This window comes from Halorubellus sp. JP-L1 (assembly GCF_011440375.1).
Taxonomy (GTDB): Archaea; Halobacteriota; Halobacteria; order Halobacteriales; family Natrialbaceae; genus Halorubellus.
In genome coordinates, this window is record NZ_JAAOIR010000002.1 from 79072 (window position 1) to 94814 (window position 15743).

Here is a 15743-nt window from a genome sequence, read left to right on the forward strand (position 1 = left end):
GGCTGGTCCCGAAAAGACTCTTGTCCCGACCCGGTCACTCGTCGTCGGGAACGAGCGACCACCTGGTCACCGCGACGCGACGACGGACCGAGTGGTTCGATTCAGGCTTCGGCTTCGGCGACCGGTTCGACCGAGATGGTCACCGCGACGCCCTCGACGTCCCACTCGCGGGTGTGGCCGTCGACGTCGTCGGCGAACGTCCCGCGCGTCTCCTCGGCGACGAGATCGCGGTGCTCGTCGACGAGACCGGCGATGCGGTCGTCGGCGACGTCCACGGAGAGGTGGACGTGCTCGTCGACGTCGAGTTCGAGGTCCTTGCGCATCTCCTGAACGCGCCGGATGACCTCTCTGGCGTAGCCTTCGCTCTCGATGTCCTCGGTGAGCGTCGTGTCGACGTAGACGACGCCCTTCGTGTCGCCAGCGACGTCGAACGTCGACCCGGCGACGCCATCGGGCGTCTCCGTCTCGAATTCGACCATCGACTCGGCGACGTCGGGTTCGCCGACGGCGTCCCGGAGCGCGTCGAGGTCCGTCTCCCCGACGCGCACCTCGTTCAGTGCCTCCATGACCTCGCCGGCGCGGTCGCCGAACGCCGGCCCGAGTTCGCTCATGTCCGCGCGCGCCGAGTACGCGAGCTCGCCCCACTGCTCCTCGGGCTCCACGAGCTCGATCTCGCGCGCGTTCAAGCGCTCGGCGAGGAGGTTCCGGTGGCGGTCGACGGCGTCGTACGTCCGCTCGTCGTTCGGTGCGACCACGACCCTCGCGACCGGCCAGCGGAGCTTCCGGTCGGCCTGCTGGCGCGCGTTCGACCCGGATTCCTCGATGGCGCGCAGCAACTCGACGTCCGCCTCCAGTTCCTCGTCGACCCACGTCTCGTCGACCGCGGGCCAGTCCCGCATGTGGACGGTATCGAACCCGGTGTCGCCCGTGAGCGTCGCGTACATCTCGTCCGCGACGAACGGCGCGAACGGCGCCAGCAGCGCGACGACGTCGTGGAGGACCTCGTAGACGGTCGCGTACGCCGCCAGCTTGCTCTCGGAGGCGTCCTCCTCCCAGACGCGCTCGCGGATCGCCTGCACGTAGAACCGCGACACGTCCTCGACGACGAAGGAGAGGAGCGCGTCCAGGGCCTTGTCGGGACGGCGGTCCTCCCAGTGCTCGGTCATCTCCCGTTCGACGGACTGGAGGCGCGCGAGCACCCACTCGTCGACGAGGCGCGTGTCGAGGTTCACGAGGTCGTCGTCGCCCGGCACGAACCCGTCCATCTCCATGTACGGCAGCGGGAACCGGAAGACGTTCCAGAGGATGTTGAGGTCCCGCTGCATCTCGTCCATGCCGTCCCACGAGAACTTCATGTCGCTCCCCTGCGGGTTCTGGGAGAGGAGGAACCCGCGCATGGGGTCGACGCCGTACTCGTCGATGACCTCCTGCGGGTCGACGAGGATGCCCTTGGACTTGCTCATCGTGCGGCCGTCGGGCATAAGCGCCCACCCGTGCATGAGAACCTCCTCGTAGGGGATCTCGCCGAACGCCGCGGTCCCCATCCCGAGCTGGCTCCAGAACCAGCCCCGTGTCTGGTCGTGGGCCTCCATGATGAGGTCCGCGGGCCAGAGTTCGTCGAACCGCGAGTCGTCCTCGGGGTAGTCGAGCGTCCCCCAGGAGGCGACCGAGGAGTCCAGCCAGACGTCGAACACGTCCGGCACTCGGGTCGCTTCCGCGCCGCAGCCCTCGCAGTCCATCGTCAGGTCGTCGACGGTCGGCTTGTGGAGGTCGACCGAATCGGGGTCGACGTCCTGGTGGACGCGGTCGGCGAGCGTCTCGCGCGTGTCGACGACGTTCAGGTGGTCGCAGTCGTCGCTGTCGCACGTCCAGATGGGGATGGGGATGCCCCAGTAGCGCTGCCGGGAGACGTTCCAGTCCGGCGACCCCTCGACGAAGTCCCGGAACCGGTTGTCCCGGGCGTCGCTCGGATGCCACTCCGAATCTTCGATGTTCGCGAGGAGCTCGTCCTTGATGTCGCTGACCGTGATGAACCACTGGTCGGTGACGAGTCGGACGATGTCGGTGTCACAGCGCCAGCACTGCCCTTCGCCCTCGACGAGGTAGTTCTCGTCGTGCGCGAGCAGGAGGCCCTTCGCGTCGAGGTCCGTGATGACGTTCTCGTTCGCGTCCCGCACGAACTGGCCGGCGTACTTCCCGCCCGAGTCGCCGAAACGACCGTCGCTCTCGACCGGACAGAAGATCTCCAGGTCGAGTTCGCGGCCGCGCTCGAAGTCCTCCTCGCCGTGCCCGGGCGCGGAGTGCACCATCCCGGACTTGTCGCTGGCGTCCGCGTACTCTGCGGTGTACACCTCGCCCGCGCCCTCGCCCTGGGCGTGCTCGGGGACCTCCTCGGGGAGCGGGTACTCGTAGGTCTTGCCGACGAGGTCGTCGCTCTCGACCGTCTCCAGGACCTCGTAGTCGTCGTAGCGCCCGGCCTTCAGGACCTCCTCGACCTGGCTCGCGGACACCCAGAGCACGTCGCTCTCCCCGTCTTTCTCGGCGCGGACCTTCGCGTACTCGGCGCCGTCCTCCACGGCGACGAACGTGTTCGCGGGGATCGTCCACGGCGTCGTCGTCCAGATGACGAGACTCCCCTCCTCGCCCACGAGCGGGAACTGCACGTAGATCGCGGGCTTGTGGACGTCGTGCCGCTCGACCTCGTTGTTCGCGATCGCGGTCTCGCAGCGCGGACACTGGTTGATGGAGCGCTGTCCTTGCTCGACGAGCCCGCGCTGGTGAGCCTTCTCGAACCCGAACCACGCCGCCTCCATGTACTCCGGATTCACCGTCTTGTAGGGATTCTCCCAGTCCATCCAGACGCCGAAGCTCTGGAAGTCCGACTGGAGCCCCTCGAGCTGGTCGTCCGCGAAGTCCTTGCACTCCTCGATGAAGTTCTCGACGCCGAACTCCTCGATGTCCTTCTTGTTCTCGAACCCGAGGTTCTCCTCGACGCGCGTCTCGATGGGGAGCCCGTGCATGTCGTAGCCCGGGCGGTCCGTGACGTCGAACCCCTGCATCCGATAGTACCGGATGAACGCGTCCTTCAGGGTCTTGTTCCACGTCGTCCCCATGTGCGCCGCACCCGACGTGTACGGCGGGCCGTCGACGAAGAAGAACGTCTCCTCGCCCTCGCGGTGCCGTCGGGTCTGCTCGTAGGCGTCGACCGCGTCCCAGTGCTCGAACACGCGGTCCTCGACCGCGTCGGGGTCGTACTGGTCCGCGACCTCCTCGAACCGTTCCATATCCGGTCCTAACTCCCTCCGTCACTAAAGGGGGTTCGGTCCTGCAGACGCCCGCAGTAGCCGGTGGCGGCGCTCGCGTCCGTCGATTTCGGCGACGAGCCGCGGCCGCTGGCCGTTCGGCGAACGCCGACGCGACTCAGTCCACGTCCTCGACGGCGAACTCGTAGCGCGTGCCGTCACTGAACACCGTCATCGTCGACCGCTCGCTCCCGCCGGCCTCCTCGCTCCCGTCGGCCTCCGCGTCGTCCGAACCGGCCGTCGTGGCCGCGCCCGACCCGTCTTCATCGCCGTCCTCGGGTCGCCGGAACACGCTGTGCTCGCCGCTGGCTGTCCTCCGTTCGTCGGCCGACGCGTCCCCCGACTCGTCGGCGAAGATGCTCGAACCCATTCCCGCTGACCGACACGATTCGGGGCACCGTTAGAAGGCTTCTGGCTGAATACCAAAGGCCAGCGCGCGGACGCCCCCTCGAACGCCCAGCCACGGGTAATCTTCATACGGACGCCGGGCGACGTCTCGAACATGAGCGAGGACTGCATCTTCTGTCAGATCGTCGCCGGAGACATCCCGAGTCGCAGCGTCTACGAGGACGACGACGCGTTCGCGTTCCTCGACGCGAACCCGATGGCGCCCGGGCACACGCTCGTCGTCCCGAAAGAACACCACGAGACGCTCGCCGATCTCCCCGAGGACGCCGGTGCGGCGGTGTTCGCCGCCCTCCACCGGCTGACGCCCGTCGTCGAGGACGCCGTGGACGCGGACGCATCGACGGTCGCGTTCAACAACGGCGAAGCCGCCGGCCAGGAGGTCGGGCACGTCCACGGGCACATCATCCCGCGCTTCGACGGCGACGGCGGCGGCCCCGTCCACGCCGTCGCTGGCGCTCGCCCGGACCTCGACGACGACGAACTCGACGCCATCGCCGACCGCATCGCGAACGCCGCCGACTGACTCCTGTAGACGCTGTCGACTGACCGAACCCGCGTCGCCACGGGTTCGTTCCACGTCATTTATCCGCGAAAACGAACGAGGGTCGGGTATGTCCACGCCACAGGCCGTCGCCGTCGCCGGCGTCACCGGCGGTGCGGGAACGACCCGGCTCGCCGTCGAGACCGCCGCCGTGCTCGCCCGGGCCGGTCGCGACGTCGCCGTGTTCGACGCCGCGTTCGGGACGCAAGGGCTCGCCCAGTACGTCCCCGGTCGCGTCGACGTCGACGCCACCGCACTGCTCGCCGACGACGCCGTCGCGCCGAGCGACGGGTTCGTCGACCTGCCCGTCGACGCCGACGGCCGGGTCGCCGCCTGCCCTGCTCGCGCACCGTTCGCCGCGCTCGCCGCGGCGAAGACGCCCGCCGCCGCCGAGCGGTTCGCGGACGTCCTCCGGGAGAGCGCGAGCGCGTTCGACCACGTCATCGTCGACACCCCGCCCGTCGCCGACAACCCGAGCGTCGCCGCCGTCGCCGCCGCCGACCGGACCGCGCTCGTCGCGCCCGCCACCCAGCGCGGCGCGGACGCCCTCCCACGACTCCGCGACCGCCTCGCGGACGTCGACGCCGCCACCGGCGGCGACCTCGTCGTCGCGAACCAAGCGCCCGACGCACACCCCGTCGACGCCGACGTGGACGTCCCCGCGAGCGACGCGACCGCCGTCGCCGACGCCCCGGTCTGCGACGGCACCGCGACGGGTGCGTTCCCCGCCGCCGTCCGCGACCTCGCCGAAGTCGCGTTCACCGTCGACCTCGACCTCGACCTGGAACCGACGGGCGTCGTCGCCCGATTCCGCGACGTCTAGTCAGTAATTTAAAGGCTCGGTGCGCAAGCCTTCTCTACCATGGCAGCAAGCGACCCGACCGTCGACCCCGACATGGGCGTCGGCGCCGTCCTCTCGACAGGCGTCTCGCTCGTCACCGACGACCTCCGGATCAGCGCGCTCCAGCTCGTGGGCGCGATCGTCTCGATGATACCCATCCTCGGCAGCCTCCTCCAGCTCGTCGTCAGCGGACTCGCCATCCAGTACGCCGACGAGACGCTCGGCAACCCCGACCCCGAGAGCTCGCTCGCGGTCAGAGCGATCATGGCGTTCCTCACCGGTATCGTCCTCTTCATCGCCCTCTTCTTCGGGTTCCTGCTGTTCGTCATTCCCGGCATCTTCCTCTCCCTCAAGTTCTCGCTCGCCATTCCCGCGGTCTGGCTCGACGACATGGGCCCCATCGAGGCGCTCTCGGAGAGCTGGGCGCGGACCAGCGGCCACCTCGGCACCATCTTCCTCGTCGGCCTCGTCCTCTTCGGCCTCTCCACCGTGCTCCTCGCCCCCACCGCGTACGTCTTCGTGCCCTGGGAGTCGACCGATGCACTGCTCGCGTTCTCACAGGAGCCGCTCGCGGTCGCCTCCCCGCCGCTGTTCGCGATCGTGGCACTGCAGGCGGCGACGGTCGGCGCGCTCGGCGTCGCCGCGAACACGGTGATGTACCGGAGCTTCGCCGACCCCCTCGTGGACGACCCCGGGGCGGACGCGACCGACGAGTTCGAGACCGAGACCGAGTTCTAGAACCGACCGCGGTCGCCGGCCGTGGCGGCGGTCACGCCCACTCGTCGGCGTCCGGCATCGTCGCGTCGAGCGCGTCGCGCTTCGCGACGCTCGCCGTCCGCTCGTTCTCCAGCGCGCCCTCAACGACGCCGCGGGCACCGTCGATGGGGTCGTGCGTCGCGAGGTACGTCGCGAGCGCGAACGCCGCGTCGCTGACGCCGAGCAGCCCGCGGGCGTCCGCTCGCGACACGCGACCCGAGAGATAGTCCTCGAGCACGCGTTCGCCGGTCGCAGTCACGGGCGACAGTCCCTCGAAGCCGAGCCGGTGGAGTGCCTTCGCGGCCGTGACGGGCGCGACGTCGGCGGCGTGTCCGGCAGCGTCGACGGCGGCCCCGCCGACGTACGCGTCCGCGACCGCGGCCGCGGTGGCGGGCTCGCAGGGGAGGTCGTCCGCGAACGCCTCGAGGCGCGCCGCGAGGTCGCGACCGGTAGCGTCGACGCTCGCCACGCCCCGCTCGTCCTGCTCGGTCGTCGTCGACACTCCCGCCGCGATCTCCGCCAGTCCCATGACCTGACCTACGCGCCCACTGGTGTTTAAATCATGGGATGGTGGTTCGAATGAAACATGCGCGCCGCGAGGGAACGTACCGGTGACCGGTACGTTCCACGCACCGCCGTACTGCGTTTCACACCGATACCTCCTGTAGTTAAGTAAGGGTTCGCGGCGAACGTTCAGGTATGGCAACGACCGCCTGCCCCGAGTGCGATGGCACCGTTCGACCGGACTGCGACGAATCCGTCTGTACGGACTGCGGCCTCGTCGTCGACACCGACCACGTCGACCGCGGCCCCGACTGGCGGAGCTTCGACGACGGCCCCGCCGACGGCAAACGGACGGGCGCGCCGCTGACGCGGTCGCGTCACGACCGCGGTCTGTCGACGACGATCGGTCACGGGTCGGAGACGCGACTCACGGGTCGGAAGCGCCGCCGCGTCGCGCGGATGCGTCGCGAGCACGCCAGGGCGCGCATCTCCACGAAGCGCGACCGGAATCAGGTGTACGCATTCACGGAGATCCGGCGGCTCGTCGGCGCGCTCTCGCTCCCGGACTCCATCCGCGATCAGGCGTGCACGATCTTCGAGTCCGCTCAGGAGGAGGACCTCCTCCAGGGCCGCACCCTGGAGGGGTTCGCGGCCGCCGCGGTGTACGCGACGTGTCGCGTCCGGTCGCTCTCGCGGACCGTCGAGGCGCTCGTCGACGTCGCTCGCGCCGACGAGCGCGAGCTTCGCGTCGCCTACGACGCCCTGAACCGCGACCTCGGCCTCCCCACGGGTCCCGTCGATCCGCGCGAGTACCTGCCGCGGTACGCGAACGAACTCGACCTCGACCAATCGATCGAGGGTCGCGCGCACGACCTGGCGACGGCCGCGGTCGACTCCGGGCACGCGACCGGCCGGAACCCCAGCGGCGTCGCCGCCGGCTGCCTCTACCTCGCCGCGAGCGAAGCCGGCGCACCCTGCACGCAGGCCGAGGCGGCCGAGGCGGCCGACGTCTCCGCGGTCACGGTCCGGCACACCTACCAGGCGCTCGACGCGGAGACGAACTGATCGAGACGCTAACTGCGAGAAGGGACGAAATACTGCGAGCCGAACGACTGACCGCCTGCGCGTTCGACGACTGACTTCCCGCGAGCTCGACCGGGTTGGTTCCTACTGATTCGATCGACGAGCCGCGGGTTCGGCTGCCGCACCGTCTTTCGCGCCGGCGGCGAGCACCCTAGCCGCTCTCGCGAACGCTGCGACTGCGTCGGCTTCGGGGTGCTCTCGTGCGGCCGGGCGACCGCGGGCCTGCGCGTTCGCGACCGCGTCCGACGCCGGCACCGTCACCGCCGGGGCGCCGAGCGCGCGAGCGAACCGGCTCGCGTCCATCCCCGCCGGTGCGCGGTTGACGACGACGCCCGCGAGGCCGGCGGAGAGTTCCCGGGCGAGCGCACGCGTCCGGACCGCTGCCGGGAGCGCGAACGCGGACGGTTCGACGACGAGGCCGACGCGGTCGGCGACCGCGAGTGCCACGCCGGCGTCCGCCGCCATCCCCGCCGGACAGTCTACGACGACGCGCCCGAACTCGCGCTCGACGACCCCAAGGGCGGGCGCGAGCGCACGGACGTCGCTCGCTCGCGCACCGGCGAGCGTTCGCCCGCACGCCAGCACGCGCACGCCGTCGACGTCGCGGACCGCCTCGAGCGGGCTCGCCCGGTCCGCGAGCACGTCGTGGAGGTCCGGGCCGCGGCCGCCGGGGAGGTCCGCCATCGCCAGGTCCGCGTCCACCACCACCGCCGACAGCGCGTCCGCGACGTTCAGCGCGACCGTCGACTTGCCGACGCCGCCCTTCCCGCCCGCGACCGCGAGGATCACTCCACCCGCCTCCCCCCGCCGTCGCCCGAGTTCGAGTCGAGTCGCGATTCGTCCCCTTTCTCGCGCGGCGTCGCCGCGAGCGGCGGCGCGAACGACCCGAGCGCCCTGACCACGCCGTCGACGTCGACCGAATCGGTCCCCGCTGATTCCACGAGCGGGTCGCTCTCGGCGATGCCACCACGCCCCTCGACGTCGACGAGCGCGACGGACGCCGTCGCCGCCGGGGTCGCGAACCCGAGCCCGCGAGTCCTGCCGCCGGCGACGGTCACGGTGACGCCGTCGGCGTCCCAGCCCGCCTCGGGGACGCCCCGGCGCCGCGGCGGCCACACCGCACCGTCGCAGTCGACGTCCAGTCGAACCCGTCGTCGCTCCGTCGACTCGTTCTCGACGACCACGTGCACGAACGTCACGCCACCGCGGCGCGTCGAGCACTGCGTTGCGTTCACCATGCCCGCCTTCGCCGCTCCCTCCTGGATAAATGCCGCGTGCGTCGAGTCGTTTCACGGAGCGACGAACCGGCTGCGTGCGTCGAGTCGCCCTCACGGCGACGCGAGGAGCACTGGCGCGTCGAGCACGTCAGCGGCGTGCTCCGCGGACGCGAATCGGTCCACGCTCACGACGACCGGTGCACGCATCGACGCCACGCGCGCTATCGCGAGCGCCGCCGTCGCGTCCCCGCCAGCGAACGACCCCGGCTCCGCGCCGACCACGGACGGGTCGCCGCCCGGGACCGTCGCGACCGCGTCCGCGAACGTCGCCCACATCGATCGCACGAGCGACTCGCGGACGGTCCGCTCCAGGCGCCCGACGCGATCCTCCAGCTCCAGGCGACGACTCCGTGCGTCCCGCGCTCGACGAGCGCGCTCGCGCTCGCGCTCCAGAGCCTGCTCGGCCGCCACCAGCTCCGTCTCCCGCTCGCTCGCCGTCGCCACCGCCGCCCGCAACCGCTCGCGCCCCACCGCCACGTCCGCGTCCACGTCCTCGCGGGCCTGCACCGCGCCGCGCGCCGCCGCCACGTCAGCCTGCACCGCCTCCGCCGCCTCGCGCGCCGCCGCCACGCGCTCGCGCGCTGCAGCGAGGTCGACGTCCGGCACCTCGACCGCCGCCAGGTCCGCGCGCGCCGCTGCGAGCGACGACGCCGCCGCGACCGAGACGTCCCGCGACCGCGCTGCCGCCGCGAGCGCGGGCCGAACGTCCACCGACGTCGACGGCCCCACAAGGCCGACGTGCTCGTGCACCGGACGTGGGTCCTCGCAGTACACGCTGACGGCACCGTCACTGTCGCAGTTGTTCTCGCGGTTACTGCCCGCGAGTCCGGCCGCGTCCGACCGCCGGATCGCCGCTGCCAGCGCCCCCGGCGAGACCTCGCGCTCTCGACAGTCGACCGCCCGCCCCTCGACGACGGCCCCGGTCCCGAACGTCGCCCTCACACGTTTTGCTCTCGCAACCGCTCCTTCGACGGCAGGTCCCGACCCGCCGCGAACTTCGCGTACGGCGTCGACGCCGACTTCCGACGCTCGTAGGCTTCCGCCGCCGCGCGAGCCGACGCGACCGCGTCGGAGAACTCGTTCAACGGCTGCGTCCGCTCGACCTGCACGTCACCGCCGTGGCGCTCCCGCAACCGCAACCCGAGGAACGCACCGAACCCGGTCGCCTCGAACAGCGCCGCTCGCCCGAACCGACGCACCACCGCGTCCTCGTGCGTCCGGCACGCGTTCCGCAACGCCTGCCGCGCCGCACGCGAGAACGTCACGACCAGTATCACTACCATTCACTAGAAAACCGACCGAACAAAAGACCTACGTCACGCGCTCGACGTCCAACTGCCCGCCGGTGACGTCCACGAGTTCCCGAACGCGCTCGCGCGCCACCACCGCATTCTCGGCCACTACGACCACCCCGACCGCCGTCTCCGGCCCGTCGACCACCCGATACGGCGCCACACCCTCGCCCTCGAACGACGACACGTACGTCCGCAGCACGCCCTCGACGCGCCCCTCGAGCTCCGCGAACGAACACTCGCCGTCCTCGAACTCCCGGAGCGCAGTCTCCACGTTCCGGAGCGCCGAAATCCGATCCATCTACGTCGTCCGCAAGTGCTGTTTCTTGGGTTCGTACAGCTCGCCCTTCTGCTTCAACTTCTCTATCTCGTGCTCGGCCTTGCTCTCGTCCATCCCGATCTCGTCCGCCCGATCCATCACCACGTCCACGGGCGCCCCGTCGTCGTACTCCTCCTCGATGTCGCCGATCAACTGCTTGAGGTTCTTGATGCGGTCGCGCTGGGTCTTCGACTGCCCCGTCTCCACCACGTCCGCGTCGAACTCCCCGGTCTCGGGGTCCACGCCGATGTCCTGCAGGCACGACCGCACGATGTCGATCACGCGCTCCGAGTCCGCCTCGTCGACCGTATCCGACAACCGCACCCGCGCACTCGCCTCCGCCAACCGCACGATCGCCTCCAGCTGGCGCGCCGTCACCGGCACCGGCGAATCCTCGTCCTGTCCCTTCGACCGCAAGTCCACGTAGAAGTCCTCGATCGCCTGCCGCGCCTCGTCGGTCATCCGCGGATGACAGTTCTGCTTCGCGTACGCGATATACTTCCGCATCAGCTCCGGATCGATGTCCGGGTCGACGTCCGCCGTCACGTCGTCGATCTCCTCGCTCGTCACGTCCACGTTCGTCATCTCCGTCCGCTGAGTCTCCAGCTCGCCCGCGTAGTTCGTGTTCAGGATGTGCTGGGCGAGGTTCCGGTCCTCCTCCTCGTCCGGCTGGTCCGTCACGGTGAAGATCAGGTCGAAGCGCGAAATCAGCGCGGGCTCGAGGTCGATCTGCTCGCCGATCGGCTCGTACTGGTCGAACCGCCCGTACTTCGGGTTCGCCGCACCAAGCAGCGAACACCGCGACTTGAGGGTCGCGTTGATCCCCGCCTTCGACACCGAGATCTCCTGCTGCTCTAAGGCCTGGTGCATCGCCGACCGGTCGTCCGGCGCCATCTTGTCCAGCTCGTCCACCGCCGCAATCCCTCGGTCAGCTAATACGAGTGCACCGGCCTCCAGCGACCACTGCTGGCCGTCCCCGAAATCGTCGCGGACGGCGGCGGCCGTGTTGTGCGTGACGATGCCGTTCCCGACGAAGTTGTGCGTGTCGGGGACGGTGAGGTCGAACACTTCCTTCTCGCCGACGTCCTCGACGTCCGTGATGCGGTCCCACCGGAGGTCGGCTTCGACAGCTTCGCGGGTTGCGCGCTCTGCGTCGCCGACGTCGATGTCTTCGAGCATCGCTCGCGCTCGTTCTCGACTCGGGTTGTCGCCGCGCTCGACGTTCATGTGGTAGTCTCCCGCGACCGAACCGCCGTCGGCAGCGACGAGCACGTCACCGAGCGGCATCTTTTCGCCCCGACGCGTCGCGTCGTCGACGATCTCGTCGAGCGCCGCCTTCTTCTCCGAGATGGTGAACCCGATGGCGTCAGCGTAGCGCTCGATGTCCGAACCATACAGTTCGACGAAGTGCTGTACGTGCTTCGACCCGATCGTCTGCCCGTCCGCGAGTTCGTACGTGCCGCGACGGTCGCGTTCGCGGCGTCGCGCGCGAACGCCGTACGTTTCTAGCATCAACTGGACCTGTTCCGCGAGGGCCTTGCTGATGGTGGAGAGGAGGACGCTCGATCCGCCGTCGTCGCGAGCCGATACCGAGCCGTCGGCGTCCATGAGTCCGCGGAGGAACGCGTCGGCGTGGGCCGCGGTCGTCAACTCGGGTGCGAGTTCGAGGTCGACCTTCGGCGTCTCCATCCCTGCGTTCGCGAAGAGGCGCGCTATCGTCGCACTGCACACGCGGATGCAGGGAACGCGGTCGTCTTGACGTTCGATCTCCGGGCGCTTGTCGAACTTCTCGTCGAAGATGTCTGCAGCACGCTCCAATAGGTCCTCGTCGCTGTTGGAGATGCGGACCATCCCTCGGTTCCCGTCCCGACGGTCCAGCGAGATGTCGCCGTCGCCGAACACGAGTCCGAGGAGGTACATGAGGTCCTCGTCGAACGTCGCCGGGACGGTGACGCTGTCGCCGTGACGGATCATGAGTCGGTCGAACGCGACGTCCTCGCGCGCCATCTCGACCGCGTCGAGCATCGTCTCGAGCTTCTCGAGCGGAACATGACGGTTCCTGACCGAGTCGTAGACGAAGTCCTCGCTGAGTCCGAGTTCGGCCGCTGCCGCGCGGAGGTGACCGAACTCGTCGGCGAGTGCACTCCGCAGTCGCTCGACGGATTCGTCCGCGAGCTTCACCTTCTCCGAGGTCAGTTCGAGGAACGCTCGGACTGGGACCTCGTTCCTGTCGAGGTCGTCGTACCGCGGGACGGCGACGTACTCTCCTGCCTCGATATCGGAGACCTGCGTCCACTCCAGTCCATCGCGGCCGCACGTCAGAACGGGCGTGTTCACCGAGGCCTCTAGGGACTTCCCGTGCGCCGTCTCGACGCGTCGACACGGCTTCTCGGGCATCCGCCAGACGTGCGACGACTCTCTCTCGACCATCTCCGTCGTGGTGTAGTCGAACGTCTGGAGTGGCACCGACTTCGGTGCGCTCGTGTCTTCGTCGACTGGCTTAGGGTGCTCGTCAATCGCGAGGTCTCGAACCCGTTGCAGCCCGGAAGATGTCTGTATTCTTGTGTCTCCAGTGACGCAAAGACCCGCAGAGCTGGAACCTTTACCGGACGTATAGACGGACCGTGGTGCGACGTTCTTGATGTATGATAAGAGCTGCGACTTACCAGTACCCGGGTCGCCGATGAGGAGCATGTGGAGGTCGCCGCGGATGCGGGAGCCGTCGGGGAGGTGTTTGGTGACGCCGGAGAAGAGCTGGAGGATCATGGAGAGTTTCTCCTCGTCGTAGCCGTAGATGCTGGGGGCGACGGAGGCGACCATCTTGTCGTAGATGTCTGGGTTGTTGGAGAGCTCGTAGATGGCTTCCTTGTCGGCGTCCGTGATCTCCATGTCCTCGAAGTCCTCTTCGTCGATGACGACGCTGACGCCGTCCATGTAGACGTCGAACACCGCGGACTTGTCCTGTTCGCTGCCCTGTTGTTCGAGGCGGAGGATGCCGGTGGCGGCGACGTGGTCGCCGGGGGTGACGTTCCCGGTGATGTCGTCCTCGATCTGGACGTCGATCGCCTGCGGTGTCTCGCCGCCCCGGAGGCCTTCGGGGGATTCCTGAACGCGGAGTTTCTGGGAGTCGACGAACTCGGACTGGTCGTAGTTGAGGCCGAAGGGACCCTGGCGTTCGCAGCCCTGGCACTCGTGGGGTTCCTGGAAGTCGCCGCCGGACTGGGGGATGCGGGTGAGGGTACCGCAGCGCTGGCACTCGAACGCCGCTTCCTGCATCTTCGGGCGGACGTCCGTCGCCTTGTTGACGGTGCCGCGGACCGTGACGAGAGTGTTGACGTGGCGGGCGCGGATCTCCCGGATGTCCGTGGAGTCCGGGAGGGGGTCCATGCGGACGTGCGCCTGGCCGAGCTTGACGTCGACGGGGAGGTCGTAGAGGCGGAGGGCTTCTTCGGCGTACTTCTGGAGTTGCTCCGGTTGGTTCTCGTAGTCGTCGGCGAGATCGGGGTCGAAGCGGTAGAGGTCGTCGTAGTCGATGTACAGCGAGCGCTGGTCGGTGGGGTAGTTCTGCGCGAGCTTCCCGATTTCGTCGCGGTAGTACGTCCTGTAGAAGTCGAGGAACGCGTCGACGAGTTCGGAGTTGTCCCCTGCAGCCATTACACGCTCCTAGGTACGGGATGCTTCAAGAAGGTTCGCAAAGCCGGGTGGAAGTGATCGGGAGTCGCGATCGGGGACCCGGGGGTCCCGAGTGCGGCCGTGGCCGAACTGGTCGTTGCATTCGCGTCGGCGGCGGTCGTCGCGTTCGCGTCAGTGGAGGGGATGTCGTCAGTAGCGGTCGCGTTCGTCTCGTTCGTGCCGTGGGTGGCGAGCGTATCGAGGACGTCGCGTTCGCGCTGGAGGCGCTCGTCGCCGAGCGCTGCGGATTCGGCGACGAAGTGCGCGCGGAACTCGCGGATACGGTCGCGGTACGTCGCGGACACCCGGAGCGGTATCGAGGTCTGCTCCCACTCGCCAAGGGTGCGGTGCTCGATGCCGGCTGCTGGTGCGTCGACCTCGCCGTCGGTGGCGCGAGCGCGCTCGTGTGCCATCCAGTTCCGGAGGAGGTCGACGTACTGGCCGAGGAGTACGGCCTTGCGGACGCCCGTGCTCTCGTAGTACGGCGCGTCTCTGGACGCGAATTCGACGGTTCGCGTGGTCTCGTGGCGCGTTCCGTCGCGGGTCTCGTAGCGCGCCGTCAGTGCCGGGCCGTCGTCGCTCGCGGTCGCGTTCTCGACGCGTTCCAGTTCGACGAGCACGACGCCGCCCTCGGTCTTCCCGTCCTCGGTCCGCGAGGGGAACAGCGTGTTCACGTGCAGGAGGTCGCCGCTGGAGGCGTTCGCGTTCGGGGAGCCGTACACGCGCTCGATCCGGTACGCGTCCGACTCCAGTTCGACGGAGAGGTCGAAGACGAGTGGCGTCACCATGTGCTCGAAGCCCTCGTTCATGCGCTCGGCGAACTGGTCGGGCGAGCGGACGACGTAGTGGTTCGCGCCCTCGACGCCGTTGACGGTCTCGACGAACCGCGCGTTGAAGTCGACGCCGACGCCGACGAACGTCGAGTACACGCCGGCGTCGGCGTTCGACGAGAGGCGTTCGCCGAGCGTCTGGCCGTCGGTCGTTCCCGTGTTCGGCATCGCGTCGGTGACGTACACGACGCGGGTCTCGTGCTCGGTCCGGTCGGGGTTCCGGTAGGGCTCCACCATGGACTCGGCGCTGCGCATGGCGTCGTCGAGGTTCGTGCTCCCGCCGGCGCGCAGGCCGTCGATCCGCTCCCGGACGGCGCCCATGTCGCGGTCGCCGACGCGACCCATCTCGACGACGGTCCGGGCCTCGTCGTCGTAGCCGACGACGCCGATCCGGTCGTCGTCGGTGAGGTGCGTGGTGAGCGTCCCGACGGCGTCGCGGGCGGCCGCCATCTTCGAGCGGTCGTCGTCCTCGACCGTCTTCCGCGTGCCGTCATCGTCGTAGTAGTACGAGCCGAAGCCGTCGCTCATCGACCCGGAGGTGTCGACGACGACGACGAGGTTCAGGGCCTTGCGTTCGAACTCGTCGGCGTCGATCCCGGAGTTCAGGCCGACGGTCACGTAGCGTTCGCGTTCGCCCGAGAGCGGGTCGCGCGTGACGGCGCGACTGTAGGACGGACAGAACGTGGCGTTGCACGGCCGGTTCTGACCGGTGTCGAAGTAGTGGTCGTGGTAGAGGCCTTCGGCGGTCAGGCTCGATGGCTGGGGGACGTAGCCTTCGTCGACGTTGTTCCGGAAGTCGTTGACGTCCTGGGCGCCGCCGGCGGCGAGCCCCATGGATTCGCTGGAGCTTCCACCGATGCAGCCGGCGAGGACGACGAGGGCGGCGAGGGTCGTTGCGAGAGCGATTCGACGCATACG

14 protein-coding genes are annotated in these 15743 nt (G+C 69.1%); 4 read left to right on the forward strand and 10 right to left on the reverse strand.

What is annotated here, in order from left to right; genetic code table 11:
• Positions 1 to 101: 101 nt before the first annotated feature.
• Positions 102 to 3284, reverse strand: a complete 3183-nt coding sequence (ileS, locus tag G9C85_RS09060; RefSeq protein ID WP_166039166.1) for an isoleucine--tRNA ligase — start codon at positions 3282 to 3284, stop codon at positions 102 to 104.
• Positions 3285 to 3420: 136 nt separating this feature from the next.
• Complete coding sequence (locus G9C85_RS09065; protein WP_166039168.1) at positions 3421 to 3672, reverse strand: hypothetical protein; 252 nt, start codon at positions 3670 to 3672, stop codon at positions 3421 to 3423.
• A gap of 132 nt (positions 3673 to 3804) precedes the next feature.
• Here G9C85_RS09065 and G9C85_RS09070 point away from each other — a divergent pair, with 132 nt between their 5' ends.
• From G9C85_RS09070 to G9C85_RS09080, 3 genes are all read left to right on the forward strand, one after another.
• Positions 3805 to 4233, forward strand: coding sequence for an HIT family protein (locus tag G9C85_RS09070; RefSeq protein ID WP_166039170.1), 429 nt, complete (start codon positions 3805 to 3807; stop codon positions 4231 to 4233).
• An 88-nt stretch (positions 4234 to 4321) separates the two neighbouring features.
• A complete protein-coding gene (locus tag G9C85_RS09075) occupies positions 4322 to 5074 on the forward strand; it encodes a CpsD/CapB family tyrosine-protein kinase (RefSeq protein ID WP_166039172.1) in 753 nt (250 codons plus the stop codon).
• A gap of 39 nt (positions 5075 to 5113) precedes the next feature.
• Positions 5114 to 5830, forward strand: a complete 717-nt coding sequence (locus tag G9C85_RS09080) for a hypothetical protein (RefSeq protein ID WP_166039174.1) — start codon at positions 5114 to 5116, stop codon at positions 5828 to 5830.
• Between the two features lie 31 nt (positions 5831 to 5861).
• On the opposite strand, the gene G9C85_RS09085 is transcribed toward G9C85_RS09080, so the two are convergent.
• Positions 5862 to 6377, reverse strand: coding sequence for a hypothetical protein (locus G9C85_RS09085; RefSeq protein ID WP_166039175.1), 516 nt, complete (start codon positions 6375 to 6377; stop codon positions 5862 to 5864).
• Between the two features lie 170 nt (positions 6378 to 6547).
• Here G9C85_RS09085 and G9C85_RS09090 point away from each other — a divergent pair, with 170 nt between their 5' ends.
• Complete coding sequence (locus G9C85_RS09090; protein ID WP_166039178.1) at positions 6548 to 7417, forward strand: transcription initiation factor IIB family protein; 870 nt, start codon at positions 6548 to 6550, stop codon at positions 7415 to 7417.
• A gap of 102 nt (positions 7418 to 7519) precedes the next feature.
• Here G9C85_RS09090 and G9C85_RS09095 read toward each other — a convergent pair whose 3' ends face one another.
• The 7 genes from G9C85_RS09095 to G9C85_RS09125 form a co-directional block, all read right to left on the reverse strand.
• Positions 7520 to 8224, reverse strand: a complete 705-nt coding sequence (locus tag G9C85_RS09095; RefSeq protein ID WP_166039180.1) for a P-loop NTPase — start codon at positions 8222 to 8224, stop codon at positions 7520 to 7522.
• Positions 8221 to 8673, reverse strand: a complete 453-nt coding sequence (locus tag G9C85_RS18870; RefSeq protein ID WP_166039182.1) for a hypothetical protein — start codon at positions 8671 to 8673, stop codon at positions 8221 to 8223. Before G9C85_RS18870 ends, G9C85_RS09095 begins: the two co-directional genes overlap by 4 nt.
• Positions 8674 to 8763: 90 nt before the next feature.
• On the reverse strand, positions 8764 to 9654 hold the full coding sequence (locus tag G9C85_RS09105; protein WP_166039184.1) for a hypothetical protein: 891 nt from the start codon (positions 9652 to 9654) through the stop codon (positions 8764 to 8766).
• On the reverse strand, positions 9651 to 9989 hold the full coding sequence (locus G9C85_RS09110) for a hypothetical protein (RefSeq protein ID WP_166039185.1): 339 nt from the start codon (positions 9987 to 9989) through the stop codon (positions 9651 to 9653). The genes G9C85_RS09105 and G9C85_RS09110 overlap by 4 nt, the downstream gene beginning before the upstream one ends.
• A 34-nt stretch (positions 9990 to 10023) precedes the next feature.
• Entirely contained in the window at positions 10024 to 10305 is a 282-nt protein-coding gene (locus G9C85_RS09115) for a hypothetical protein (protein WP_166039189.1), read from the reverse strand.
• Positions 10306 to 13977, reverse strand: coding sequence for an LAGLIDADG family homing endonuclease (locus G9C85_RS09120; protein ID WP_166039191.1), 3672 nt, complete (start codon positions 13975 to 13977; stop codon positions 10306 to 10308).
• Positions 13977 to 15740: a VWA domain-containing protein gene (locus tag G9C85_RS09125; protein WP_166039193.1), complete on the reverse strand. Its 1764-nt coding sequence runs from the start codon at positions 15738 to 15740 to the stop codon at positions 13977 to 13979. The genes G9C85_RS09120 and G9C85_RS09125 overlap by 1 nt, the downstream gene beginning before the upstream one ends.
• Positions 15741 to 15743: the final 3 nt, after the last annotated feature.